The organism is Kitasatospora sp. NPDC006697, assembly GCF_042869935.1.
Lineage (GTDB): Bacteria > Actinomycetota > Actinomycetes > Streptomycetales > Streptomycetaceae > Kitasatospora.
In genome coordinates this window covers 100,923-124,675 of sequence record NZ_JBIAGU010000002.1, presented here as the reverse complement: position 1 = coordinate 124,675, position 23,753 = coordinate 100,923, and the positions used below count along the sequence as shown (strand labels likewise).

The 23,753-nt window shown below is 75.4% G+C and carries 23 protein-coding genes; 9 read left to right on the top strand and 14 right to left on the bottom strand.

The window, feature by feature from the left end; genetic code table 11:
- The first annotated feature begins 52 nt into the window (after nt 1–52).
- Nucleotides 53–1,222 (top strand): hypothetical protein, encoded by a 1,170-nt coding sequence (locus ACFYNO_RS03605; RefSeq protein WP_388004609.1) that lies wholly within the window; start codon nt 53–55, stop codon nt 1,220–1,222.
- A gap of 7 nt (nt 1,223–1,229) precedes the next feature.
- Here ACFYNO_RS03605 and ACFYNO_RS03600 read toward each other — a convergent pair whose 3' ends face one another.
- Complete coding sequence (locus ACFYNO_RS03600; RefSeq protein WP_388004606.1) at nt 1,230–2,834, bottom strand: PucR family transcriptional regulator; 1,605 nt, start codon at nt 2,832–2,834, stop codon at nt 1,230–1,232.
- A 170-nt stretch (nt 2,835–3,004) separates the two neighbouring features.
- Between ACFYNO_RS03600 and pruA the strand changes: the two genes are divergently transcribed.
- Nucleotides 3,005–4,633 (top strand): L-glutamate gamma-semialdehyde dehydrogenase, encoded by a 1,629-nt coding sequence (gene pruA, locus ACFYNO_RS03595; protein WP_388004603.1) that lies wholly within the window; start codon nt 3,005–3,007, stop codon nt 4,631–4,633.
- 123 nt (nt 4,634–4,756) lie between these two features.
- Nucleotides 4,757–5,686, top strand: a complete 930-nt coding sequence (locus ACFYNO_RS03590; RefSeq protein WP_388004600.1) for a proline dehydrogenase family protein — start codon at nt 4,757–4,759, stop codon at nt 5,684–5,686.
- 252 nt (nt 5,687–5,938) lie between these two features.
- Here the strand turns inward: ACFYNO_RS03590 and ACFYNO_RS03585 are convergent, their stop codons facing one another.
- The 6 genes from ACFYNO_RS03585 to ACFYNO_RS03560 all read right to left on the bottom strand — a co-directional run bounded on the left by ACFYNO_RS03585 (nt 5,939) and on the right by ACFYNO_RS03560 (nt 9,930).
- On the bottom strand, nt 5,939–6,580 hold the full coding sequence (locus ACFYNO_RS03585; RefSeq protein ID WP_388004598.1) for a GPP34 family phosphoprotein: 642 nt from the start codon (nt 6,578–6,580) through the stop codon (nt 5,939–5,941).
- Nucleotides 6,577–6,822: a hypothetical protein gene (locus tag ACFYNO_RS03580; RefSeq protein ID WP_388004595.1), complete on the bottom strand. Its 246-nt coding sequence runs from the start codon at nt 6,820–6,822 to the stop codon at nt 6,577–6,579. The genes ACFYNO_RS03585 and ACFYNO_RS03580 overlap by 4 nt, the downstream gene beginning before the upstream one ends.
- A 12-nt stretch (nt 6,823–6,834) precedes the next feature.
- Nucleotides 6,835–7,782, bottom strand: coding sequence for an SPFH domain-containing protein (locus ACFYNO_RS03575; RefSeq protein ID WP_388004592.1), 948 nt, complete (start codon nt 7,780–7,782; stop codon nt 6,835–6,837).
- 139 nt (nt 7,783–7,921) lie between these two features.
- On the bottom strand, nt 7,922–8,704 hold the full coding sequence (locus ACFYNO_RS03570) for a putative protein N(5)-glutamine methyltransferase (protein ID WP_388004590.1): 783 nt from the start codon (nt 8,702–8,704) through the stop codon (nt 7,922–7,924).
- Nucleotides 8,705–8,783: 79 nt separating this feature from the next.
- Nucleotides 8,784–9,539 carry a dienelactone hydrolase family protein gene (locus ACFYNO_RS03565; RefSeq protein ID WP_388004587.1) on the bottom strand — a complete coding sequence of 252 codons (756 nt, stop codon included), beginning with the start codon at nt 9,537–9,539 and terminating at the stop codon, nt 8,784–8,786.
- A gap of 193 nt (nt 9,540–9,732) precedes the next feature.
- Nucleotides 9,733–9,930, bottom strand: coding sequence for a ferredoxin (locus tag ACFYNO_RS03560; protein ID WP_388004584.1), 198 nt, complete (start codon nt 9,928–9,930; stop codon nt 9,733–9,735).
- A gap of 391 nt (nt 9,931–10,321) precedes the next feature.
- Between ACFYNO_RS03560 and ACFYNO_RS03555 the strand changes: the two genes are divergently transcribed.
- Complete coding sequence (locus tag ACFYNO_RS03555) at nt 10,322–11,083, top strand: alpha/beta hydrolase (RefSeq protein ID WP_388004581.1); 762 nt, start codon at nt 10,322–10,324, stop codon at nt 11,081–11,083.
- A gap of 158 nt (nt 11,084–11,241) precedes the next feature.
- Here ACFYNO_RS03555 and ACFYNO_RS03550 read toward each other — a convergent pair whose 3' ends face one another.
- The 3 genes from ACFYNO_RS03550 to ACFYNO_RS03540 form a co-directional block, all read right to left on the bottom strand.
- Nucleotides 11,242–12,855 carry a peptide chain release factor 3 gene (locus ACFYNO_RS03550; RefSeq protein ID WP_388004578.1) on the bottom strand — a complete coding sequence of 538 codons (1,614 nt, stop codon included), beginning with the start codon at nt 12,853–12,855 and terminating at the stop codon, nt 11,242–11,244.
- 55 nt (nt 12,856–12,910) lie between these two features.
- Nucleotides 12,911–14,260: a TerD family protein gene (locus tag ACFYNO_RS03545; RefSeq protein ID WP_388005473.1), complete on the bottom strand. Its 1,350-nt coding sequence runs from the start codon at nt 14,258–14,260 to the stop codon at nt 12,911–12,913.
- Nucleotides 14,261–14,373: 113 nt separating this feature from the next.
- Complete coding sequence (locus ACFYNO_RS03540) at nt 14,374–15,912, bottom strand: hypothetical protein (protein ID WP_388004575.1); 1,539 nt, start codon at nt 15,910–15,912, stop codon at nt 14,374–14,376.
- A 407-nt stretch (nt 15,913–16,319) separates the two neighbouring features.
- Here ACFYNO_RS03540 and ACFYNO_RS03535 point away from each other — a divergent pair, with 407 nt between their 5' ends.
- Entirely contained in the window at nt 16,320–16,823 is a 504-nt protein-coding gene (locus ACFYNO_RS03535) for an SsgA family sporulation/cell division regulator (protein WP_388004572.1), read from the top strand.
- A gap of 27 nt (nt 16,824–16,850) precedes the next feature.
- Here the strand turns inward: ACFYNO_RS03535 and ACFYNO_RS03530 are convergent, their stop codons facing one another.
- From ACFYNO_RS03530 to ACFYNO_RS03515, 4 genes are all read right to left on the bottom strand, one after another.
- Entirely contained in the window at nt 16,851–18,290 is a 1,440-nt protein-coding gene (locus ACFYNO_RS03530; RefSeq protein WP_388004569.1) for a GAF domain-containing protein, read from the bottom strand.
- A 167-nt stretch (nt 18,291–18,457) separates the two neighbouring features.
- Nucleotides 18,458–19,390, bottom strand: coding sequence for a carbohydrate kinase (locus ACFYNO_RS03525; protein WP_388004567.1), 933 nt, complete (start codon nt 19,388–19,390; stop codon nt 18,458–18,460).
- A gap of 23 nt (nt 19,391–19,413) precedes the next feature.
- Complete coding sequence (locus ACFYNO_RS03520) at nt 19,414–20,418, bottom strand: M56 family metallopeptidase (RefSeq protein ID WP_388004564.1); 1,005 nt, start codon at nt 20,416–20,418, stop codon at nt 19,414–19,416.
- Nucleotides 20,415–20,825 (bottom strand): BlaI/MecI/CopY family transcriptional regulator, encoded by a 411-nt coding sequence (locus ACFYNO_RS03515; RefSeq protein ID WP_388004561.1) that lies wholly within the window; start codon nt 20,823–20,825, stop codon nt 20,415–20,417. Before ACFYNO_RS03515 ends, ACFYNO_RS03520 begins: the two co-directional genes overlap by 4 nt.
- A gap of 95 nt (nt 20,826–20,920) precedes the next feature.
- Here ACFYNO_RS03515 and ACFYNO_RS03510 point away from each other — a divergent pair, with 95 nt between their 5' ends.
- The 4 genes from ACFYNO_RS03510 to ACFYNO_RS03495 all read left to right on the top strand — a co-directional run bounded on the left by ACFYNO_RS03510 (nt 20,921) and on the right by ACFYNO_RS03495 (nt 23,720).
- The gene (locus tag ACFYNO_RS03510; protein WP_388004558.1) at nt 20,921–21,601 is read left to right on the top strand and encodes a DedA family protein; all 681 of its coding nucleotides are present in this window, start codon (nt 20,921–20,923) and stop codon (nt 21,599–21,601) included.
- Nucleotides 21,598–22,224: a phosphatase PAP2 family protein gene (locus ACFYNO_RS03505; protein ID WP_388004555.1), complete on the top strand. Its 627-nt coding sequence runs from the start codon at nt 21,598–21,600 to the stop codon at nt 22,222–22,224. Before ACFYNO_RS03510 ends, ACFYNO_RS03505 begins: the two co-directional genes overlap by 4 nt.
- Before the next feature lie 162 nt (nt 22,225–22,386).
- Nucleotides 22,387–22,899, top strand: a complete 513-nt coding sequence (locus ACFYNO_RS03500) for a pyridoxamine 5'-phosphate oxidase family protein (RefSeq protein ID WP_388004552.1) — start codon at nt 22,387–22,389, stop codon at nt 22,897–22,899.
- A gap of 143 nt (nt 22,900–23,042) precedes the next feature.
- The gene (locus tag ACFYNO_RS03495) at nt 23,043–23,720 is read left to right on the top strand and encodes a phosphonatase-like hydrolase (protein WP_388004549.1); all 678 of its coding nucleotides are present in this window, start codon (nt 23,043–23,045) and stop codon (nt 23,718–23,720) included.
- Nucleotides 23,721–23,753: the final 33 nt, after the last annotated feature.

Sequence of the window (23,753 nt, the reverse complement as noted above, 5' to 3'; positions counted from 1 at the left end):
CTGCACGCGGCGCCGCGGAACGAGCGAGGGCGAGCCCGGGGGTGCGGCACAGGTGACGGTCAGCGGTGAGAGCTGGACAACGGAGCCGGACCAGGCGCGGGGTCCGGCGGGGCAGGAGCGGATGGTCCGGGAGGTCTTCGCCGAACTGGACTTCACGGTCTACGGAGTGGACCGGTCCGGCCGCGGCGCCCGGGGCGTGCCGCCGGTCGGCGCCGAGCCGCCGGTGGTGGACTGCGACGCGCTGAGCGGGTACGAGCTGGTGGGCGGCGTGGTCTCCTGGTTCGAGGTCGGCTCCGGCGACTGGAGCTCGCTGGACGGCCCGTACGTGACGGTGCGCACCTACCAGCCCGGCGTGGAGCGCTACACCGCGCTGCCCGAGCCGGAGGAGCTGATCGAGCGGGAGCGGGACCGGATCTACGAGTACCTGGGCCTGGACGAGGGCGACTGCCCGGGCCGGATCCGCACCCTGCGGGAGTGGATCAACGTGGCCGGCGAGGCCGTGCCGGTGCAGATCCACGAGGAGCGCGGCAGCGGCCCGGGCCCGGCCGGCCAGGCCCGCACGGTCTGGTCCGGGCGGCTCACCGTGGACGGTTCGGTGGTCCTGCTCTGCGGCCGCGGGGTGGCCCCGGGCGACCTGGAGCTGGACGGGCTGACCCACTCGGACTGCGAGCGCTACGCGGCCGGCCGCAGCGAGCTGCTGCGCTGCCTGGAGAGCGGCCGGCAGCACCGGATCGCCCAGGCGCACCGCGGGCAGGCCGCGCTCGGCGGGCTGGACGCGCACCGGCTGCTGGTGGAGTCCAGCGTGGAGCGGACGCTGGCCGAGCGGGCGCACCGGCTCTCCTGCGGGCAGGTCAAGCTGCCCCGGCGGCTGCGGGTGGGCGATCCGGTGGAGCGCTGGTCGGCGGCCGAGCGGCAGCAGATGCGGTACGCCTCGGAGGGCCGCCAGGAGGCCAGGGCCGCGCTGGAGCTGATGGTCTCCCAGCTCTGCCGGCTGGCCGAGCGGGCCGAGTGGCTGGTCGGCACCGGGGACGGGCGGGCCGCGGTGGAGGAGTCGATCCGCTACACCGTCTTCGCCAGCGAGGTGCCCAGCCTGCCCGCGCAGCTGGCCTGGGCCCGGCTGGGGGAGAGCGGCGGGCCGGTGCCGGGCGGTCCCGCGGCCGAGGCGGAGGCGGACTGGCTGACGGCCTGGGAGCACTGGCGCCGGCACCGCGAAGGGCGCTGAGGCGGCGTCAGCCCGGGTCCGCTGCCGGCAGCCGCAGCTGCAGCATCGCGAGCAGCCGCTGCTGCGGCTGGGCCAGATCGATGCCGGTCAGCTGCTCGGCCCGGCGGACCCGGTAGCGCAGGGTGTTGGGGTGGATGTGCAGCGCCTGGGCCGCCACCCGGACCTCGCCCAGCGCGTCCAGCCAGGCCAGCACCGACTCGGCGAGCCGGGTGCCGTGCCGGGCGTCGTACTCGGTGAGCCCGGCCAGCCGCGGATCGCGCAGTTCGGGGCGGTCCTGGAGCAGCGCCAGCACCTCGCTGACCAGGACTTCGGCCTGCACGTCGCCGAGTGCGGCGACCTCCGGCGCCACCCCGCCGCGCCCCATCGCGTCAAGGATCCGGTCGGCCTGGGCCCGGGAGTCCGGCACCCGGGCCAGCCCGGGCACGGTGGAGCCGATCGCGGCCCGCAGCGGCACGCCCAGGTGGTCGCGGGCGGCGGCGACCACCTCGCGTGCCCAGTCCCGGACCGTGGCCATCGGCAGCGCGGGCGGCAGGTCGGGCAGCAGCACGTAGATCCGGGAGTCGATCGGGGCGAGCAGCGCGCCCGGGTGCCGGGCGGCGGTGTGCACCGAGATCAGGCCGGTCACCTCGGCCCGCACCGCCTGGTCGCCGGGGGCCGCGTAGCCGAGCACGGCGGCCGGGCGGTGCGGATGCAGGCCGAGGTGGGTGGCGAGCGACTGCGGTCCGGTGGAGCCCTCCAGCAGGCCGGTCAGCAGGGTCTGGGTGAGCCGGACGTCGGCCGAGACCTCGCGGCGCCGGCGGACCAGCTGGGCGGCGGCCACCCGGGCGGCGCCGACCAGCGCCTGCTCGGCCTGCGGGGCGAGTGGCTGGGAGCCCTCCTGCACCCAGATGGTGCCGAGCGGCTGGGCGCCGGCCCGGATGCCGATGGCCAGCCGGCGGCGCAGGCCCAGCTCGGGGTGCGGCTCCACCGCGATCACGCTGTCGGAGCTGCGCAGGTGCTGGAAGATGCCCCACTCGCGGAGCTTGGAGAGGTACGGCTCGGGGCCCTGCCAGCCGAGGATGGAGAGCCGGCGCAGGTCGTCCACCTCGTCCGAGTCGGCCGAGCGGGAGTAGGCGAGCACCCGGCTGGAGGTGTCCTCGATCGAGATGATGCCGCCGGTGAGCACCGCGGTGGTCTGGGCGAGCGAGAAGAGGTCGCCCAGGTTGGGCTCCCCGCCCTCGGGCGCGTCCGGCCCGCCGAGCACCGCCCGGGCCAGCGCGTCCAGGTGCTCCCAGCGGGTCTCCCGGCGGACCGAGAGCAGCGCCACCCCGGCCTCCGTGGCGGCCTCGCGCAGCGCGTCGGCCTGCCCGGGGGCGTCCAGCTTGACGGCCACGGCGGCGGCCCGGGCCCGGCCGGCGGCGCGCAGCGCGGGCAGTGCGGCCCGGCCGCGGGCGCCGATCGCCAGCACCAGCTCGCCGGGGGCCGCGGTGGCCGGGTCCTCGGGGTCGAGGATCGCCACGTCGCGCACCGGCACGTCCAGCCCGGCGGGAGCGGCCTGCAGCTCGACCAGCGGTTCGCCGAGCGACATCAGCAGCTGCCGGAGCGGGATGCCGGCGGGGGCCGCAGCGCTCATCGGCCTCGCCTTCATCCGTTCGAACAATGCCGTATGGATGACTTTAGCCGCCTGGCCAAGCAGATGGGGTGGCCCCGCGGCTTACCGTTCCTCCAGGGCCGGCGTGCGAGCGCCGGCCGCGACCCCCAGGACTCACCAAGCCCCCCACGTTCGAAGGAGAGCGCGTGCCCATGGATGCTGTGACCCAGGTCCCCGCGCCGGTGAACGAGCCGGTCCACAGCTACGCCCCCGGCACTCCGGAGCGGGCCCGGCTGGAGGCCAAGCTGAAGGAGCTGGGCGGCCAGGAGCCGGTCCAGCTGACCATGACCATCAACGGCGAGCACCGGATGGGCGGCGGCGACGAGATCCACGTGGTCCAGCCGCACAACCACGCGGCCCGCCTGGGCACCCTGCGCAACGCCACCCAGGACGACGCGCGGGAGGCTGTCGAGACCGCGCTGGCCGCGGCTCCGGCCTGGCAGGCGCTCTCCTTCGACTCGCGCGCTGCGATCTTCCTGAAGGCCGCCGACCTGCTGGCCGGCCCCTGGCGCGAGACGCTGGCCGCCGCCACCATGCTCGGCCAGTCGAAGACCGCGCAGCAGGCCGAGATCGACACCCCCTGCGAGCTGGTCGACTTCCTGCGGTTCAACGTGCACTTCGCCCGGCAGATCATCGCCGAGCAGCCGATCTCCTCGGACGGCGTGTGGAACCGCAGCGACCACCGCCCGCTGGAGGGCTTCGTCTACGCGATCACCCCGTTCAACTTCACCGCCATCGCCGGCAACCTGCCGACCGCGCCGGCGCTGATGGGCAACGTGGTCATCTGGAAGCCGTCCCCCACCCAGCAGTTCGCCGCGCACTACCTGATGCAGCTGCTGGAGGCCGCGGGCCTGCCCAAGGGCGTCATCAACATGGTGACCGGCGACGGCCTGGCCGTCTCCGAGGTGGCGCTGAAGCACCCGGCGCTGGCCGGCATCCACTTCACCGGCTCCACCGCGACCTTCCAGCACCTGTGGCGCGAGGTCGGCGCCAACATCGCCGGCTACCGCACCTACCCGCGGATCGTCGGCGAGACCGGCGGCAAGGACTTCCTGGTCGCGCACCCCTCGGCCGACCTCGCAGTGCTGAAGACCGCGATGGTCCGCGGCGCCTTCGAGTTCCAGGGCCAGAAGTGCTCGGCGCTCTCCCGCGCCTACGTGCCCGCCTCGCTCTGGGCCTCGCTCAAGGACGAGCTGCGCGACGAGGTCGAGGGCCTGACCATGGGCGACGTCTCCGACCTGGCGAACTTCATGAGCGCCGTGATCGACGAGCGCGCCTTCGCCAAGAACAAGGCCGCGATCGACCGCGCCCAGGCCGACCCGCAGGTCGAGGTGCTGGCCGGCGGCACCTACGACGACTCGGTGGGCTACTTCGTCCGCCCGACCGTGCTGGTCTGCCAGGACCCGGCGAGCGAGTACTTCCGGGACGAGTACTTCGGCCCGGTCCTGGCCGTCCACGTCTACCAGGACGAGGAGTACGAGGCGATGCTGGCCCAGATGGAGTCGGTCTCGCCGTACGGCCTGACCGGTTCGATCATCTCCCAGGACCGCGCGGCGGCCCAGGACGCGGCCGAGAAGCTCCGGTTCGCGGCCGGCAACTTCTACATCAACGACAAGCCGACCGGCGCGGTCGTCGGCCAGCAGCCGTTCGGCGGCGGCCGGGCCTCCGGGACCAACGACAAGGCCGGCGCCAAGCAGAACCTGGCGCGCTGGACCTCCACCCGGTCCATCAAGGAGACCTTCGTCCCGCCGACCGACTACCGCTACCCGCACATGGGCTGAGGTTCCGTCAGACCCGACCGCGTGACCCGACGGCCCCTCGGCCACGCGTCCCCGGGGGCGGCGGCTCCCTCACCGCCGCCCCCACCCCTCTTCTTCCTGCCCCGCCCCCACCAGGGAGTCCCGATGCTCCGTTCCGCCCTCCTCGCCGCCTCCCGCTCCCCACAGGTGCGCACCCTGGTCGAGAAGTTCCCGCCCACCCACGCGATAGTCGAGCGGTTCGTCGCCGGCGAACTGCTGGAGCAGGGCATCACCGCCACCGACGACCTGGTCGCCACCGGCCGCAAGGTGACCCTCGACCACCTGGGCGAGGACACCAAGGACGCCGGCCAGGCCGCGGCCACCGCGGAGGCCTACGAGCACCTGCTGGCCGCGCTCAAGGAGACCGGCCTGGCGGCCGACGCCGAGGTGTCGGTGAAGCTCTCCGCCGTGGGCCAGTTCCTCCCGGTGGACGGCGAGAAGATCGCGCTGGAGAACGCCCGGCGGATCTGCGCGGCGGCCGCGGACGCGGGTACCACGGTCACCCTGGACATGGAGGACCACACCACCACCGACTCCACCCTGGGGATCGCCTGCGAGCTGCGCGCCGACTTCCCGTGGCTGGGCGTGGTGCTGCAGGCCTACCTGCGGCGCACCGAGGCGGACTGCGCGGACTTCGCCGGCCCGGGCTCCCGGGTGCGGATCTGCAAGGGCGCCTACAAGGAGCCCGAGTCGGTGGCCTTCCAGGGCAAGCACGAGGTCGACCTCGCCTACGTGCGGGCGCTCAAGGTGCTGATGGCGGGCGAGGGCTACCCGATGGTCGCGTCGCACGACCCCAACATGATCAAGATCGCCGGCCAGCTGGCCGAGTGGAACGGCCGCACCCGGGACAGCTTCGAGTACCAGATGCTCTTCGGCATCCGCCCGGAGGAGCAGCTGCGCCTCGCCCAGTCCGGCAACACCATGCGGGTCTACCTCCCGTACGGTCAGGAGTGGTACGGCTACTTCATGCGCCGCCTCGCGGAGCGCCCGGCCAACCTGGCCTTCTTCCTGCGGGCGATGGCCACCAAGGGCTGACCCGCCTCTCCGATCTGCGGCGGAGCCGGAACCGGCGCCGCCGCCGGCCGGCCCGGACGGGCCACCGCCCGTCCCGGGCCCGAGGGCGAACCGCCCTCGTAGAGCCGGGGTAGAGATCCGGCACCCCGGCTTCCTCGCGCGGGAACGGCCTCCAGAAGAGCCGACCCGCACCCACAGACTCCCGAGCGGGGAGATCAGCCGCCGCGTCGCCACAGCGACGCGGCGGCGGCATTTCCGCCTCCGCCCGAGGGATCAGCCCGACGCGGCGGCGGTCTGGCGGTCCCGGACGGCGCGGCGCAGCGCAGCCGGGACCGGGCCGCAGAGCGCGGCCAGGTCGGCGATCCGCTGCTTGTGCTCGCGGCGCTGACGGGAGTTCAGCACCACCGAGAGGCGGGCCGCGTCGGCCAGGGCCACCAGGGCGGCGTCCGCCACCGGGACCCGGGAGAGCGGGTCGCGCAGCGCCGCGCTCACGGCGCCGGCCAGCGCCTTGCGGGCCCGCTGGTCGCGCGGCTCCATCCGGACCCTGGTGAACAGCCCCAGCGCCCGGTACTCCTCCAGCCGGACCAGCCCCTGGTCGGCGAGCCGGGCGCGGACCGCCCGGGCGGTGCCCCGGCGGCCGGCGGCGACCCAGCGGTGCCAGGGCCGGGAGCGGCCCTCGGCGAGCCGGCGCAGGGTGTCGGCGAGCAGCGGGTCCAGGCCGGCCGGGGCCGGCCCGGCCACCACCGGGCGGCCGCTCTCGTCGCGGAGCAGGCCGAGCCGCAGCAGGTCGGCCAGGGCGGCCGCGCGCAGCAGCAGGTCCAGGTCGGCCCGGCCGGTCATCCGGCCGCGCTCGGGGTCGTAGGCGAGCAGGAACATCCGTCCCTGCAGGGTCAGGGTCTCGGGCAGTTCGGTCACGAGGTCTCCTCGGTCTCCTCGTCGCTCCCGGCGGCCGGGTCCCCGGCCTCCTTGGGTGGCCGGCCGCGCTTCGGCAGCCCGCCGACGCCGCCGGGCAGCCGGCCGTTGTCGGCCAGCGCCCGGCGCAGCAGGAACTCGATCTGGGCGTTGGTGCTGCGCAGTTCGGTCGCGGCCCAGCGGGCCAGCGCGTCATGGACCGCGGGGTCCAGCCGCAGCAGGATCTTCTTCCGCTCGCTCGCCACCCGGGTGCGCTCCTACTGGTAGAGCGAGCCGGTGTTGACCACCGGCTGGGTGCCGCGGTCGCCGCAGAGCACCACCAGCAGGTTGCTCACCATGGCGGCCTTGCGCTCCTCGTCGAGCTCCACCACATCGCGCTCGGCGAGCCGGTCCAGCGCCTCCTCCACCATGCCGACCGCGCCCTCGACGATCAGCCGGCGGGCGGCGACCACGGCGCCGGCCTGCTGGCGCTGCAGCATCACCTGGGCGACCTCGGGGGCGTAGGCGAGCTGGGTGATCCGGGACTCGACCACCCGGACGCCGGCCGAGGAGACCCGGACGGCGATCTCCGCGGAGAGCTGGCCGGTGATCTCCTCGGTGCTGTCGCGGAGCGAGAGCTGGCCGGGCTGGTGGGCGTCGTACGGGTACTGGTTGGCGATGTGGCGCACAGCGGTCTCGGTCTGGATCGCGACGAACTCGACGAAGTCGTCCACCTCGAAGACGGCCTTGGCGGTGTCCTCGACCTGCCAGACCACCACGGCGGCGATCTGGATCGGGTTGCCGTCGGCGTCGTTCACCTTGGCGGTCTCGGTCTCGTGGTTGCGGATCCGGGTGGAGATCTTGCGGCGCGAGGTGAAGGGGTTGACCCAGGCGAAGCCGTCGGCCCGGATGGTGCCCTTGTAGCGGCCGAACAGCTGCACCACCCGCGCCTGCCCAGGGGCCACCACGGTCAGGCCGGCCCAGAGGACCAGCCCGGTGAGCGCGGCCACCGGGCCGAGGGCGGCCAGGGTGCCGCCGACCGCGCCGTTCTGGTGCGAGGCGAGCAGGGCGATGCCGGTGATGGTCAGCGCGATGCCGCCGAGCAGGGCGAGCAGGCAGAGCGCGAGCATCGGCAGGCCGGCGCGGCCGCGGATCAGCTGCTCGCTGACCTTGGGGGCGGGCATCTCGACGCCCTGGATGTGGGGTTCCTCGTGCTGCGCGGTCATGGACCGGCTCCTTTCGTCCTCCCGTTGCGGCCGTTATCACTGGCCTAGCAAAGTGATATCACTTTCTGCGGGGAGGGGAAAGGGCGCAGGGGGGTGACGTACGGGCGGGCGCCGCGCGGCGCCCGCCCGGTGGTTCCGGTCAGCGGGTGGCGATCACCGTGGTGGCCTCCAGGTCCTCGTCCCGGGTCACCTCGGGGCGCAGGCCCGCGGTGCGGATGGCGGCGAGGGCCGCCGGGAGCTGGCGGTCGCTGGTCTCGAAGAGCAGTGCGCCGTCGGGGGAGAGCCAGGCGGGGGCCCCGGCCAGCACCCGGCGCAGCACCGCGAGGCCGTCCGGGCCGCCGTCCAGGGCGATCCGGGCCTCGTGGTCGCGGGCCTCGGCGGGGAGCAGGGTGATCTCGGCGGTGGGCACGTACGGCACGTTGGCCAGCAGCACCCGGACCCGGCCGCGCAGGCGGTCCGGCAGCGGCGCGAACAGGTCGCCCAGGTGGGCCGTGCCGCGACCGGCCAGGTTGCGCCCGGCGCAGGCCACGGCCGCCGGGTCGAGGTCCACCGCGTGCAGCTCCAGACCGGGTACGGCGTGCGCCAGCACGGCGCCCAGCGCACCGGAGCCGCAGCACAGGTCGACCACGGTGTCGCCGCTGCGAACCAGGGCGAGCGCCCGGCGGGCCAGCAGCTCGGTGCGCCGGCGGGGGACGAAGACGCCGGGGTCCACGGCGATCCGCAGGCCGCAGAAGTCGGCCCAGCCGACGACGTGCTCCAGCGGCAGGCCGGAGGCGCGCAGCTCCACCAGCCGGGCGGCGGTGGCGGCGGGGTCGGGGGCGGAGCCGGCGGCGTCGAGGATCAGTGCGGCCTCGTCCTCGGCGAAGACGCAGCCGGCGGCGCGCAGAGCTTCGACGATCGCGGTGGGGGGATGAACGGTCACAGGGCAAGCCTCTCTCGGGTCACGGCGGTGGCGGCGCGCGGGCGGGGCCGGTGTCGGGGCACCGGCCCGCCCGGGCCCGTCAGACCGCCGTGCCGAACTGCCGGGCGAAGAACCGCACCGCACTGTCCGCCTCGAACCGCGGCAGCTCCTTGTGGCCGCCGGAGTTGGCGTGCAGCGACTTCTCGGCCGAGCCCAGTGCGGCGAAGAGCGCCAGGCCGGACTCGCGCGGGATGTGCTCGTCGTCCCACTGCATCGCGAACTCGACCGGCACGGTGATCCGCCCGGCCTGCTCGGCCAGCGCCTCGTCGTACCAGAACTGGCCGAGCACGGCCGCGCCGATCCGGGGCTCCGCCGCCACCAGCGGCAGGCCGATCGCGGTGCCCATATTGAGGCCGAAGAAGCCCACCGGGCCGTCGGCGCCGATCTCCGGGAGCAGTTGCAGGGCGTCCAGCGCCGCCCGGTACTCGGGCACGGCCCGGGTCGCCAGGTGGCCGTTGTAGCGCACGACGACGGGACCGACCGGCTCGCCGGCCGCCATGGTCCGCATCATCAGGTCGATCTCCCGCTCGTCGTGCGGGGTGCGCGGGCGGCCGCTGTGGCCGGGGGCGTCCAGCACGGCGACGTGGCAGCCGCAGCCGGCCACCAGGCGCCGGGCGCGGCCGGACATCGCGGGGTGCTTCTTGTGGGTGCCGCCGCCGTGCGCCATCAGGACCAGCGGTGCGCGGCCGGAGCCGTCGGCCGGGGACCAGAGCACGCCGGGGACCCCGTCGACGGTGAACTCGCGCTCGAGCACGCCGTCGAGGACGGACCGGGAGGTGAAGTGGGGAGGGTTCATGGCGTTGTGCCTCTCGGGAGAGCCTGCTGCCGGCGCTCCCAGCGACACCTACGCCGCTCGCCCGACCGTGACGACGGGCGGGAGCACCCAGACGGAACCAGCGGTCATGGGTCTCACCTCCTCGGACGGTGTCACGGTCGCGTGCACGCTATCAGGCCGGGCACCGTCACGCCCGGCCTTTCTCCGCGGCTCCCTACTCGCTGAGCAGGATCGCCTGGTTGGGGCAGGACCGGACGGCCTCGCGGGTCATCGGGTCCTCGAGGGCGCCGGCCGCCTGGCGGGGGAGCACGGTGCCGAAGCCGTCCTCGTCCTCGCCGAACACCTCGGGGGCCAGCACCACGCACTGGCCGGAGCCGACGCAGCGGTCCGCGTCGATCGACAGGTGAGCCATCTTCACTCCAATTCGCGGGAACGGCCGGCCGCTCCTGACGACCAGTCACAGCACCGGAAGCCTAGGCAGCCCGGGGTGCGGCGCGGTCGAGCGCCGCTTGAGACGGCGGGCGCGGCGGCCGGGCGGATCCGGGGCGCCTCGGTCGACCCAGCTGTGTGCGGGATGAGCTGACGGTCAGGCGGATGACGGTCCCGCACAAGGCTTGACGGAACTGATGATCAGTCTGGTAGCTTTCCCGTCGACCGTGATCAAGGCCGCCAGCAGGCCGGAGGAGGTGAGACCCGTGAACGCTGAACTCGCATGGGTGCTCCCCCTGTCGCCACGGTCCGGCGATTGACGCAGCTGTCGCCGGGAGCGCCTGACACCCAGGCTTTCCCGAAAGGCACACGTCATGAACGCTCTTCATTTCACCTCCGACTCCCTCGTCCACGGCATGCGCGAGCGCGAGTTCACCGTCAACGGGGTCCCCGGCGTCCTCTGGTCCCCGGCCGACGCCACCGGCCGCGCACCGCTGGTGCTGATGGCGCACGGCGGCGGCAACCACAAGAAGCACCCCGCGATGACCGGCCGCGCCCGGCTGTTCGTGAACGACTGCGGCTACCACGTCGCCGTCCTCGACACCCCCGCCCACGGGGACCGGCAGCCCACCGCGCACGACGAGGCGGAACTCGCCGCCCTCCTCGCCGCCCGGGCGGCCGGCGAGCCGGAGGGCCCGGTGGTGGTCCGCTACAACGCCCACCTGGCCGAGCTCGCCGTGCCCGAGTGGCGGGCCGCACTGGACGCGCTCCAGCTGCTCCCGGAGATCGGCGCCGACGGCCCGGTCGGCTTCTTCGGCAACAACATGGGCACCGCGATCGGCGTACCGCTGGTCGCGGGCGACCCGCGGATCACCGCCGCCGTCTTCGGCCAGCACTGGCCCGACGTGCTGGTCGAGCCCGCCCGGCGGATCACCATCCCGATCGAGTACGCCATGCAGTGGGACGACGAGCACATCACGCGCGAGCAGAGCTTCGAGCTGTTCGACGCCTTCGCCTCGACGGAGAAGTCGCTGCACGCCAACTCGGGCAAGCACAAGGAGCTGCCCCGGTTCGAGGCGGAGAGCGCCGCGCGCTTCTTCGCCCGGCACCTCGGCACGCCCGCGACCCGGGCCTGACGGCATGCGGGGGCAGAGGACGTCGGCGGTGTTCACCTCGAACTCATGATGCCCCCTCTCCCGGGTCGGCCGGAGGCCAACCGCGCCGGGGACGCCGAAGGGCCGGTCCGCCTGGGGGTTCATCCCTTCAGGCGGCCGGCCCCTCGGCGGGCCGACGGCTAGTCCGCCGTCGCGATCAGCGGGTCCAGGCGGATGTCCGGCTTGGCGCGCTGGAAGGCGTTGAGGTGCCACTTGTCGGCGAAGAGGGCGAGCAGGGCCTCGTCGGAGCGGCGGGTCAGGACCTCGGCGTCGGTGAGGCGGGCCTTGGCGAGTTCGGCCTGGCCGGCGGCGTCGGTGACCCGGGCCAGGCGGTAGGAGAGGCGGTCCAGGGTGATGGGGGAGGAGAACTCGTGCTCCATCCGGTGCAGCACCACGTCGAACTGCATCGGGCCGACCGCCGCCATCACCGGGGCCTGGTCGCCGCGGCGGTCGGAGACCAGCACCTGGACCACGCCCTCCTCGTCCAGCTGGGAGACGCCGCGGCGGAACTGCTTGGAGCGGGAGATGTCCTTGGGGCGGGCCACCGCGAAGTACTCGGGGGCGAACGCGGGCAGCGGCGGGAAGGTGGCCTTGCGGCCGGTGAAGAGGGTGTCGCCGACCCGCAGGGCGCTGGCGTTGATCAGGCCGACCACGTCGCCGGGGAAGGCGGTGTCGACGACGGTGCGCTCGGCGCCGAAGACGGTCGAGGCGTACTTGGTGGCGAAGGAGCGGCCGCTGGCGGCGCGGGTGACGTTCATGCCGCGCTCGAAGACGCCGGAGCAGACCCGGACGAAGGCGATCCGGTCGCGGTGCGCCGGGTCCATGTTCGCCTGGATCTTGAAGACCACGCCGGAGAACTCCTCCTCCACCGGGCGCGAGCCGCCGCCGTCCAGGGCCCGGGGGCCGGGCGCCGGGGCGAGGTCGACGACCGCGTCCAGCAGCAGCTTGACGCCGATGTTGGTCAGCGCGGCGCCGAAGAAGACCGGGGTGATCTTGCCGTTCTCGAAGGCCTCGCGGTCCCAGCCGGGGCCGGAGTCCAGGGCCAGCTCCAGCTCCTCCAGCGCCGTCTCCCAGAGGTCGCCCTCCTGGTCGGCGGCCTCGGCCGCGGAGAGCGTCTCCTCCAGCGCGACGTGGGTGCCGCCGGGGTTCTTGGTGTAGCGGAGCATGTGGCCGGTGTCCGCGGCCTGCACGATGCCGCGGAAGTTGCCGGCCGGGCCGACCGGCCAGACCTGCGGGACGGGGGTGATGCCGAGCACGCTCTGGATGTCGTCCAGCAGGGCCAGCGACTCGCGGCCGCGGCGGTCCCACTTGTTGATGAAGGTGATCACCGGGACGCCGCGGTGCCGGCAGACCGCGAAGAGCTTGCGGGTCTGCTCCTCGAGGCCCTTGGCCGCGTCGACCAGCATGATCGCGCAGTCCACCGCGGAGAGCACCCGGTAGGTGTCCTCGGAGAAGTCGGCGTGACCGGGGGTGTCGACCAGGTTCATCACCCGCTCCCGGTAGCCGAACTGCAGCGCCGCGGAGGTCACCGAGATGCCGCGCTCGCGCTCCAGCTCCATCCAGTCACTGGTGACGCCCCGGCGGTCGCCCTTGCCGTGCACCGCGCCGGCCGAGTTGATCGCCCGGGCGTGCAGCGCCAGGGCCTCGGTCAGCGTGGACTTGCCGGCGTCCGGGTGGCTGATCACGGCGAAGGTCCGCCGCCGGCCGGCCTCGTCGAGGACCTGTGCGGTGCTGATGGACTGCGGCTGGCTCACTTTTTACTGACCTCGGGTCGCCGGACGGGCACAAGCAACCCATGCTACCGCTCGGTCAGAGCAGTCCCGCCGACGGTTTCACCATTCCGCGGGCGGTCTTGGCGTCCACGAACTCGCCGATCGCCGTCATCACCCACTCGCCGGAGAACTGCCGGACCAGCTTGCACATCACCACGCCGGTGTGCGGCTGGGTGCCGGTCAGGTCGAACCGGACCAGCTCCTCGCCGCTGGCCGCGTCCAGCAGCCGGCAGTAGGCGTTCTGCACCTCGTTGAAGCGCTGGCCGGAGAAGGAGTTGACCACGAAGACCAGCCCGCAGACCTCAGCGGGCAGGCCGTCCAGGTGCACGTCGATGGCCTCGTCGTCGCCCGAGCCCTTGCCGGTCAGGTTGTCGCCGGTGTGCTGGATCGCGCCGTTGAAGACGTTCAGCTTCATGAACCAGGCGGTCTCCAGGCGCTCCCGGTTGGCGTCGAAGGCGATGCAGGAGGCGTCCAGGTCGATGTTGCGGCCGCGCTTGGCGGGCTCCCAGCCGAGCGCCATCCGGACCGCGGTGAGCGGCGGCCTGCCGCTCTTCACCAGCGAGACCGAGCCGCCCTTGACCAGCGAGACCCGGCCCTTGTCCAGATTCACCCGGGGCGCCTCGGCGGGCGCCGGCGGTGCCGACGGCGGGGCGGCGGGCATCGGCGGCGGCACCGGCGGGGCGGCCGGCGCGGACGGGGCCGGGTTCGGGGTGGACTGCGGGATGTAGGGGGAGGACTGCGGGATGTACGGCGAGGGCGCCGGCGGGGTGCTGGGCGCCGGCGGGGCGGACTGCGGGGTGGACTGCGGGATGTACGACGGGGCCGGCGGCGCGGACGGCGCCTGCGGCGGGGCCGCGGGGGCCGGCGGCGGATAGGCGGGCGCGGCCGCCTGCGGCTCGTCCACCGAGATGCCGAAGTCGGAGGCGATCCCGGCCAGGCCGTCGGCGTAGCCCTGGCCGACCGCGCGGATCTTCCACTCGGCGCCGCGCCGGTAGACCTCCACCACCAGCAGCGCCGTCTCCCGGCCGAGCCGCGGCGGGGTGAAGGTGGTCAGCACCCGGCCGGTGTCCGCGTCCCGCACCGTGGCGGTCGGCTCCACACCGGCGAAGGTGGCCGCCGGGTCGTCGAGGCTGGCCACCACCAGCACCTTGGCCACGTCGGCCGGCACCGCCCAGGTGTCCACGGTGATCGCGTCCGGGATCGCCCCGGTGGCCGGACGGTGCGTCACCCCGGGTCCGTGCGGGGCGTTGTAGAAGACCAGGTCGGCGTCGGAGCGCACCCGGCCGGCCGCGGTGAGCAGCAGTCCGGAGACGTCCAGCCGCTGAGGAGCCGTCACCTCCACGGTCACCCGGACCGCGGTCAGCGGGGCGTTGGCACCCGGGGTCAGGCCCTCGGTCACGTGGTCCTCCTCGGCGGAGCGGGGCGCGCGCACGGGGCGCACGCCCCTGGCGCGCTGGTCTCTGCGCCCAGCCTAACCAACGGCGGGTCGGGAACGGCGGGTCAGCGCGGGCTGATCGGCGTGAAATCGCCGTGCGCCGCCACCGCGCGCGGGCGGGCGGGCGCGAAGCCGGAGGCGGTCCACCGGCTGCCCGCGTCCCGGATGCCCGGGGCGGCCGCGCGGGCGGCCTGCACGGTGAAGTGGTAGGTGCCCGGGAGGACGTCCTCGCCGGGCGGCGGGGTGAACCGGTAGACCAGGTCGGAGCCCTGCTGGAGCAGCGTCACCCGGGCACCGGGCAGTGAGCTCCAGGTCATCGCGCCCGCGCCCGCGTCGGCCCGGGAGAGGCGCAGTTCGGCCTCCACCACGGCCAGCGGCTCGGTGACGGTGAGGGTCACGGTGTGCCGCCGGCCCAGCCCGGTGCGGGCGGTGCTGCCGCCCCGGCCGGTGAGGATCGGGGCGTCGGCGGTCTCGGGAGCGGTGGCGGCGGTGTCGGTGGCCTCGGGGGCCGGACGCGGGGCCGGGATGAGCGGGGTGAGCGGCGCGGGCGGCTCCGGCGTGCGGGCCGGCGGGACCGGGGCGGGGGCCGACGGCTGGTCACTGGTGCCGGGGGTGCTGCCCGCGGGCTGCTTGAGGCCCGCGCCGACGGCGGCGGGGTCCGGTCCGGGCGGGCCGGGCTTGAGGCCCGCGCCGGTGGCGTCCGGGTTCGGGCCCGGCAGGCCCGGCTTGCCGTCCGGCAGTTGGGCGTCGGGGCTGTCCGAGCCGGTCGGGTCGCCGGGGGCGGGGTGGGCGATCGGCTGGCCGGACGGGTCGTCAGGGCCGGCGGGCCCCGAGGGGCCGGGCGTCCAGGTCGAGCCGGAACCGGGCGTACCGGCGGGCCCGGGAGCTCCCGGGGTGCCGGTGCCGGCGGGCGCGGGGGTGCCGGGGTGGGCGGCGACGCCGGGCGCCAGGGTCGTGCCGGTGGTCGGCCGCGGCTGGTCGGTGGCCCCGGGCTGGGCGGACGGCGAGGCGGTCGGGCTGGGCTGGTCGGTCGGCGCGGCTGGGCTGGGCGCGGCCTGCGGCGTGCGGTCGTCCGGGCTCGCGACGACGGCCTGCGCGGGGGCACCGGCCGCACCGGCCGCTCCCGGCACCGGGGCGTTCGGCGAGGGCGCCGCACTGGCGACGGCGGGGGCGCCGCCCGCCGCCGGCTTCGCCCCGTCGTCCGGCCGGGGGCCGGTCCCTGGTCGGGCGACGGCACCGCCGCCGGAGCGCACCGGCCCCGGGCTGGCGGCCGAGCCCGCCGCCGCGCCGCCGGCCAGCGGCGCGGTGCTCGCAGGCGGCCGACTGGCGGTGCTGCCAGGGGTGTTGCCGTCGGTCGGCGTCGCGCCGACCGAGGTCATCCGGACCCCGTAGCCGATCCGCTGCTGGGCGCTGATCAGCCAGGTGGTGGCGATGCTGATGCCGACCACGGTGGACATCGCCATGGCCGCGCCGGAGACCTTGATCGCGGGCAGCCGGAGTTGGCCGACGAACGGTTTCGGCCGGCTGTGCCGGCCCTGCGGCGGCGTGGCGGTCGGCGCCGTGCCGATCCGCGGTGCCGCGGGGGTGCTCTCCCGGTGCGTCACCGGATTCCTCTCCTCCCCAGCCGGCCTCCCCGGCCGGCTGCCGCTGCCCAGCTCGCCCGGGTCGCGCCCGCGCGCGCACCGGAGCACCGGTCCGCCTCCATGGGCCCACCCGTATCGACAGATTGACGAGAGTACCAGCGCGGCGGCGCTGCGTAACCGGCGTGGGCGATCCGCCCGGGCGCCCGGGCGCGTGGCACCGGTGGCGCGTTTTGGCAGTAGTCGGCGCCGCGCGCCGGAAACTGACGTACCGTCGGATGGGCCGCTCCGAACGCGAGCACGGCCCGCGGGGCCCGCCCGGAGGCGGCGGACGGGTGCCGGAGGGGGCTGCAACCTCCTGCAACCTTTGCGGTGCCGGCCGGCGGCGAGCCAGGCTGAGCCGTTCCCGTCTCGCCCCCGGAGTAGCAGCCATGCCGCGCGATCCACTGTCCGCCAGCAGCGAATCCCCGTACCCGGCCGGGCAGGGGGCCAGGCCGCAGTCGCCACCCCGTCCGGCCGCGCCGGTGGAGGAGGTCCTGACCCTGCGCATCGCGCTCGGCCGGGACAAGGTGGGCACCGTGCCCACGCGTTTCCGCTACGAACCCGAGCGTCCCTACGAGGTCCTGGTCACCTTCCACCTCGGCCGCCCGGACGAGGTGGACTGGGTGTTCTCCCGCGAACTGCTCCGCGACGGCCTGCGCGGGCTCACCGGGCAGGGCGATGTGCGGCTCTGGCCGGCGCACTGCCCGTGCCACGGCGCGACCCTGCACCTGGCGCTGGAATCCCCTTACGGCAGCGCGCTGCTGGAGGCCTCCGCCCCCCGGGTGCGGGACTGGCTGGAGCGCACCTACGCCGAGGTGCCGGAGGGCGCCGAGCCGGACAGCGGGCCGACCGACGCCCAGCTGACCGCGCTGCTCCTCGGCGACCTGGACTGACGGGGCGCCGACGGCCCAGGGGCCGGGTCAGGCCGGCCGCTGCGCGCCGTCCGGCTGCCGGGGGCCCGGCCCGGCCTGTCTGGGGCTGGGAACGCTCCCGGCAGCCGGCTCGGGTTGCGGCGCCGTCCGGCAGCCCGGCAGCAGCACCGAGCCGTTGTCCAGCAGCGCCCGCAGCCGCCGGATGCCGGGAGCCGAGGAGGCCGGCAGCAACTGGTAGGCGTCGTGCGGCCGGACCACCTCGACCTGCACCGACTCGGCGAAACGGTACGGCCGGTGCTCCAGCAGCCCGCCCAGGTAGCGGCGCAGCCGGGAGAGTTCGGCCCGGACCGTGACGGTCCGGTGCGGGTCGCCGAACAGGCCCTCGGCGAGCTGGGCCGCCGTCCGGCCCGGCTGGTGGGTGGCGAGCAGCAGCAGCAGTTCGGCGTGGCGCGGGCTGAGCGGGTGCGACCAGGAGCCGGCCCCGCCGCGGACCGAGACCACCGGGTGGTCGGCGCGGCTCAGGTCGAGCACCAGCCGGGCGCCGATGGACTGTTCGGAGACCGCCTGGCCGGCCTGGGTGAGCGGCCGGACCAGCCAGCCGTCGGCCAGCGGCTCGACCGCGCAGTGGCCCAGCGAGGGCAGCCAGTGCACGGTGGCCGAGCCCCAGCCGTCGGCGGGCAGCCGCAGCCGGTTGACCGGGCTGAGCAGACCGGTGGCGGCGGCCGTCCAGCCGTCCCGGTCCACCACCAGTGCGGGGCCGGTGGCCTGGGCCAGCACCGGCTCGGCGACGGTGCGCAGCCGGTGCAGCGATTCCAGCTGGGCGGCGCGCAGTTCGGTCTCGGCCAGTTTCGCGGCGGTGACGGCCAGGGTGAGCAGCTGCGGGTGGACGCCGCGGGCCGGGCCGCTGAGGTCGACCACGCCGGCCACCCGGCCGGTGCGCGGGTCGCGGACCGGGGCGCCGACGCAGGTCCAGGCGTGCTGGTTGAGCATGTAGTGCTCGGTGGAGTGCACCCGCAGCGGGCGGCCGGTGCGGGCCACCGTGCCGATGCCGTTGGTGCCCACCGACTCCTCGCCCCAGTGGCCGCCGGTCATGAAGCCGATCAGGTCGGCGCTGCGGCGCAGTTGGCGCGGGCCCTCGTTCCAGAGCAGGGTGCCGGCGGAGTCGGCGACGGCGAGGATCAGCGGCAGGTCGGAGACCGGGTCGAGCAGGGCCGAGCGGAGGGCGGGCATCACGGCGTCCAGGCCGCTGGCCCGGCGCCGGTGCTCCAGCTCGGCGGGGCCCAGGTGCTCGGGGTCGCGGCCGCGCTCGGGGTCGAGGCCGAGCCGGCGCAGCCGTTCCCAGGAGTCGCCGATCTCGGGGCGGGGCCGGCGGCTGGGTGTGTCGCCGGCCGCCATCTGCTCGTGGGTCCGCCCGCTGTCCGGTGCCGCCCCCGTCGGGTAGCGGGCCGGGTCGGGCTCGCCCCGGCCGAGGCGCGCGATGTTCCGCATGGTGACTGCTCCCCTTGCCGCGTTCCCGGTCCGCCGGCCGGGCAGGGTCGGGCCGGCCCTGTCGCCCACAGCGTAAGGGTGCGGGTGGGCCGTCGGTCGAGCGATCGTCCCACGAGTACGGGCGGTTGACCCCGGTCGGTCACCCGCCGGATGGCGGGCCGTCCGGGTCAGCCGGCCGCCAGCCGGTCCGGCCAGGGCGGGTTGGCACCGGCGACGGCGCAGGTCAGCGCGGCGACCCGGGCCGCGAACCGGGCCGCCTCGAGCACGGCGGGGAGGCCGGCGCCGGTCAGCCGGCCGCCCAGCAGGCCGGACCGGCCGAGTTGGTGGAGCAGTCCGGCGGTGAAGGCGTCGCCGGCTCCGACGGTGTCGACGACCCGGGTACGAACGGCCTCGACCGAGGCCCGTTCGCCGCGCAGCGAGACCAGCGCCCCGCGCTCGCCGAGGGTCAGCACCACCAGCGGCACGCCCAGCTCGTGCCAGTGGTCGACCGCCTGCTCCGGCGCCAGCCCGGGGTGCAGCAGTGCCAGGTCGTCGGCGGAGAGGCGAAGCAGGTCGGCCAGGGCGCACCAGCGGGCCATCCGCTCCCGGTAGTGCTCGGGGGCGACCAGCAGCGGTCGGAGGTTGGGGTCGATGGAGACCGTGGCGTGCGCTCCGGCGCGGGCCAGGAACTCCTCGACGGCCTCCGCTCCGGGGGCGCGCACCAGGGCGAGCGAGCCGGTGTGAACCGCCGTGCACGCCGAGAGGTCGACGGCTTCGAGCTCCGTGCGCTGCCACTGGAAGTCCGCGGTGCCCTCGGCGTGGAAGGTGTAGCCGGCCTGCCCGTCGCCGTCCAGCGCGGCGATCGCCAGGGTGGAGGGTTCGGCGGCGGCCACGCAGTCGGCCAGGTCCACCCCGGAGCCGGCCAGCCGGTCGCGGAAGAGCGCGCCGAACGGGTCGGCGGAGAGCCGGCCGAGGAACCTGGTCGGGGTGCCGAGCCGGCCCAGCGCCGTCGCGGTGTTGGCGGGGCCGCCGCCGGGGTGCACGGTGAGCGCCAGCTCGCCGGGGCGCCCGTCGGTGGTGAAGGCGTCGGCCACGCACTCGCCCAGCACGGTGATGGTCACGGGAGCCTCCTGGCTTGGCGTGGTCAGCGGCCGTCCTCGGCGAGCTGGGCGGTCTCCACCGTGTGGTGCAGATCCTTGGTCGCGTCCACCGTGGCGGCGGTGCTGACGGCCAGGCAGGCGGCCAGCGCGAGCGCCGTCACCACCCGTCGGCGCCGGCCGGCCGCCGGGGCGGGGGCGAGCAGGGTGGTCTGCCGCGGTGAGAGCAGGGCGGCCACCCGGCGGGGGACCGGCCCGGGCCCGTCCGCGACGGCGGGCGCCAGCAGCGGGCGCTCGCGGCGCGGGGCGCGGGCGGCGGCCAGCGCGGCCCGGCCGACCGCCCGGGCGGTCACGGCGCGGTCGCCGACCGAGCGGGCGGCGTCCTCGTCGGCCCAGCGCTCCAGGTGGTAGCCGATCGGCGCGCGCAGCTGGCGCAGCGCCGGGTGCAGCACCGCGGCGTACTCGGCGGCGGCCAGGAAGAGGTGGTGCCGGGAGGTCAGGTGGGCCCGCTCGTGGGCCAGCAGCGCGGCCCGCTCCGGCCCGGGCAGCGCCCGCAGCATGCCGGCGGTGACCACGATCCGGCCGGGGCGCCCGGGCAGGGCGTAGGCGTCGGCGCGGTCGTCGTCCAGCACCTCCAGCGGGTGGGCGGCCGGGGCGAGCCGGTCCCGCAGCCGGGTGCGCGGCTCGGCGGGCAGGCCGAGCGCGGCCCGGGCCCGGCGCAGGTCGCGGTACTGGCGGTGTGCGGTGCGCAGGGTCAGCCCGCCGGTCAGCAGCAGCGCCAGGCCGGCCAGCGCGGCCAGCACCATGGCGGTCGGGGTGGCCTCGTCCAGCCAGGGCACGGAGAGGTGGCCGAGCGCGGCGACGGCCGGGATCCGCAGCAGCCCGTCGGCCAGCAGCAGGCCGAGCGAGGCGGCGCTGGCGCCGGCGAGCAGCGCGCCGGTGCTGCCGAGCACCCAGGCGGCCGGGCGGGGCGGCAGCGCCTCGGCCAGCCGGCGGGCGGCCGGCGCGGCGAGGAACGGCACCAGGAAGGGGGACCAGACGAAGAGCATCATCCGCGGCCGCCGTCCACGCCGCCCACCGCGCCGCCGGCCGTCCCGTCGCCGAGCAGCTCGCGCAGCAGGCGCTCGTCGTCGTCGGAGAGGTCGGAGACGAAGCGGGCCAGCACGGTGGAGCGGTCCTGCTCGCGGTCCAGCTCGGTGCGCATCCGGCGGGCGGCCAGCCCGGCGGGGTCGCGCACGGTCGGAGTGTAGGCGTAGGCCCGGCCGGCCCGGGAGCGCTCGACCGTCCCCTTGTCGTGCAGCCGGGCCAGGATCGTCGCGACGGTGGTGCGGGCCAGCTCGCCGCCGAGCGCGAGCTGCACGTCCTGCGGGGTCAGCGGCCGGTCGGCGGCCCAGAGCGCGGCGAGCACCTGCGCTTCCAGTTCCCCGGACGGACGGCGCACGGCGGGCAGTTCCGGCATGTCGCGGTGACCTCCAGTCATCGTCTACAGTCGTGTAGACCGTCTACGTCACTGTAGACGGTCGGGGCGGGTCCGGCAGGACCGCCTCCCCAAGTATGAGAGGTCCGCCAACCGTGCTCGCTGCCTCCTCCACCCTCGCGGTCAACATCCTCGACGCCTCGTCGGTGCTGTCCGCGTTCGGCGCCCTGGGGATCGCCGTGGTGCTCTTCGCCGAGACCGGCCTGCTGGTCGGGTTCCTGCTGCCCGGGGACTCGCTGCTCTTCACGGCCGGGCTGCTCTGCGTCTCCGGCTCGCACGGCGGCCCGCACCTGGTGCTCTGGCAGGTGCTCCTGGCGGCGCTGGCGGGCGCGCTGGCCGGCGCCCAGGTCGGCTACCTGATCGGGCGGCGCGGCGGCCGGGCCCTGCTCGCCCGCAACCGGCGCAAGGCGGTGACGGAGGGCGTGCGGCGGGCCGAGGAACTGCTGGCGCAGTACGGCCACGGCAAGGCGATCGTGCTGGCCCGGTTCATCCCGGTGGTGCGCACCGTGCTCAACCCGATGGCCGGCGTGCTGGAGGTGCCGCAGCGCACCTTCGCCTTCTGGCAGGTGGCCGGCGGCGTGCTCTGGACGGTCGGCGTGGTGCTCGCCGGGTACGGGCTGGGGTCGTCCGTTCCCAGTATCGACAAGTACCTGTTGCCCATCATTGGTCTGGTAGTAATTGTCTCTGTGATCCCGATTGCTCTCGAATTGCTCCGCGCCCGCCGGGCCGCCCGGGCGGCCGGAGGTGACGCCCGATGACGGCGGACCTGCTCGCGTACGACGGCAGCGGCATCGACGGCGGCGCCTACACCACCGTGACCCGCTGGGCGCAGGACGCCCCGCACTGGTTCGACCAGGCCGTGCGGGTCTGGTCCGACCTGGGGCTGGGGGTGTTCGCGGTGCTGATGCTGCTGGCCTGGTGGCAGGCGCGCCGGGCGGACTCCGTGGTGATGGCCCGGGTGCTGGCGGCGCCGGTGATCGTGGTGGCGGGGTACCTGGCCAACTCGGCGCTGAAGACCATGGTGCATGAGGTGCGGCCGTGCCAGCAGCTGCCCCGGACGGTGACGGTGGAGAGCTGTCCCGGCACCGGTGACTGGTCCTTCCCCAGCAACCACACGGTGATCGCCTTCGCGGCCGCCGCCGCGCTCTGGTTCGCCTACCGCCGGATCGGCTGGATCGCGCTGGGGCTGGCGGTGCTGATGGGCGCCTCGCGGGTCTGGATCGGCGTGCACTACCCGCACGACGTGCTGATCGGCGCGCTGGTCGGGCTGCTGGTCGGGGTGCTGCTCGGGCTGGTCGCGGGGCGGTGCGCGCCGGTGGTCGAACGGATAAGGGGCGGGGTGCTGGGACCGTTCCTGGGGGCGGGTCCGGCCACGGCCTGACGGAGCGTCGGCCGCGAGGGGCCGGTTCGGTGCACGGGCGCCGGACCGGCCCCTTGTGCGTGTCCGGTGCCGGGGGCAGCATGTGATGCCCGTCGTCGCGGACGGCTGCCGTGCCGACCGCTGCCGACCTGCCGGGGACGACCGTGGAAGGGACCCACCGCCATGCCGTACCAGCTCGATGTCATCCAGGGCGACTGGCCCGCCGGGGAGCTCCGCAAGGGCGTGGAGGGCCTGCTCGCCGAGTCGATGGTGCTGACCCTGGCCACCGCCGGGCCGGAGCACGGGCCGCACGCCAACCTCGCGTTCTACGCCTTCGACGAGGACCTGGTGCTCTACTTCGTCAGCGAGCGCTCCACCCGGCACAGCCTGCACCTGGCCGAGCAGGCCAGGGCCGCCGCCACCGTCTTCCTGCCGCCGCCGGTCTTCGGCGAGCAGCTGCGCGGACTGCAGCTGACCGGGCGGGCCGGCGAGGCCTGGGGCCGGCACGCCGAGGCCGCGCTGGCCGCCTACCAGGGCCGCTACCCGGCCTTCGCCCAGGACCCGGCGGTGCGCGCGCAGTTCCTGGCCGGCGGTGGTGCGGCGGCGCTCTACCGGTTCGAGGTGGAGGAGCTGACGGCGGTGGACGAGCCGCACTTCGGTCGGCGGAACTACCTGCGGGCGGCGGTGCGACGGTAGTCCAGTTGGTCAGCCGGTGAGACCGTGTTGGCTGTACAACTTGGCGATTGTTATGGTGCCGGACGCCAGCAGGCCACCCTGGCGTCACCTGGACCGCGCACCGTGGTCGCCGAGTCCGCACCAACGTGAAGAGGCATCCACCGATGAGCACCCCTGACATCCGCCTGGTCGTCCTGGACATGGCCGGCACCACGGTCGCCGACGACGGCCTGGTCGAGCGGGCCTTCGACGCCGCCGCCCTCGCCCTCGGCGTCGAGCCCGGCAGTCCGGAGCACGAGCCGATGCTGGCCCACGTGCGCGCCACCATGGGCGAGTCCAAGATCTCCGTCTTCCGCCACCTGTTCGGCGAGGAGGAGAAGGCCCAGCGCGCCAACCTGGCGTTCGAGCAGGCCTACCACGACCTGGTGGACGCCGGTCACTGCGAGGCCCTGCCGGGTGCCGCCGAGGCGATCGCCGCGCTGCGCGAGAGCGGCCGCAAGGTCGTCCTCACCACCGGCTTCTCCCGCTCCACCCAGGACCGGATCCTCTCCGCCCTCGGCTGGCAGGAGATCGCCGACCTCACCCTCTGCCCCGCCGAAGCCGGCCGCGGCCGCCCGTACCCGGACCTGGCGCTGACCGCGCTGCTGCGCACCGGCACCGACGCGGTGCACCAGGTCGCGGTGGCCGGCGACACCGGCTACGACATGCTCACCGGCACCCGGGCCGGCGCGGCGGTGGTCGCGGGCGTGCTGACCGGCGCGCACGGCGCGGACCGCCTGCGGGCGGACGGCGCCACCCACGTGCTCGGCTCGATCGCGGAGCTGCCCGGCCTGCTGGGCTGACGGACCGTCGGGCGGCGGCCGTTCCGGGCGGCC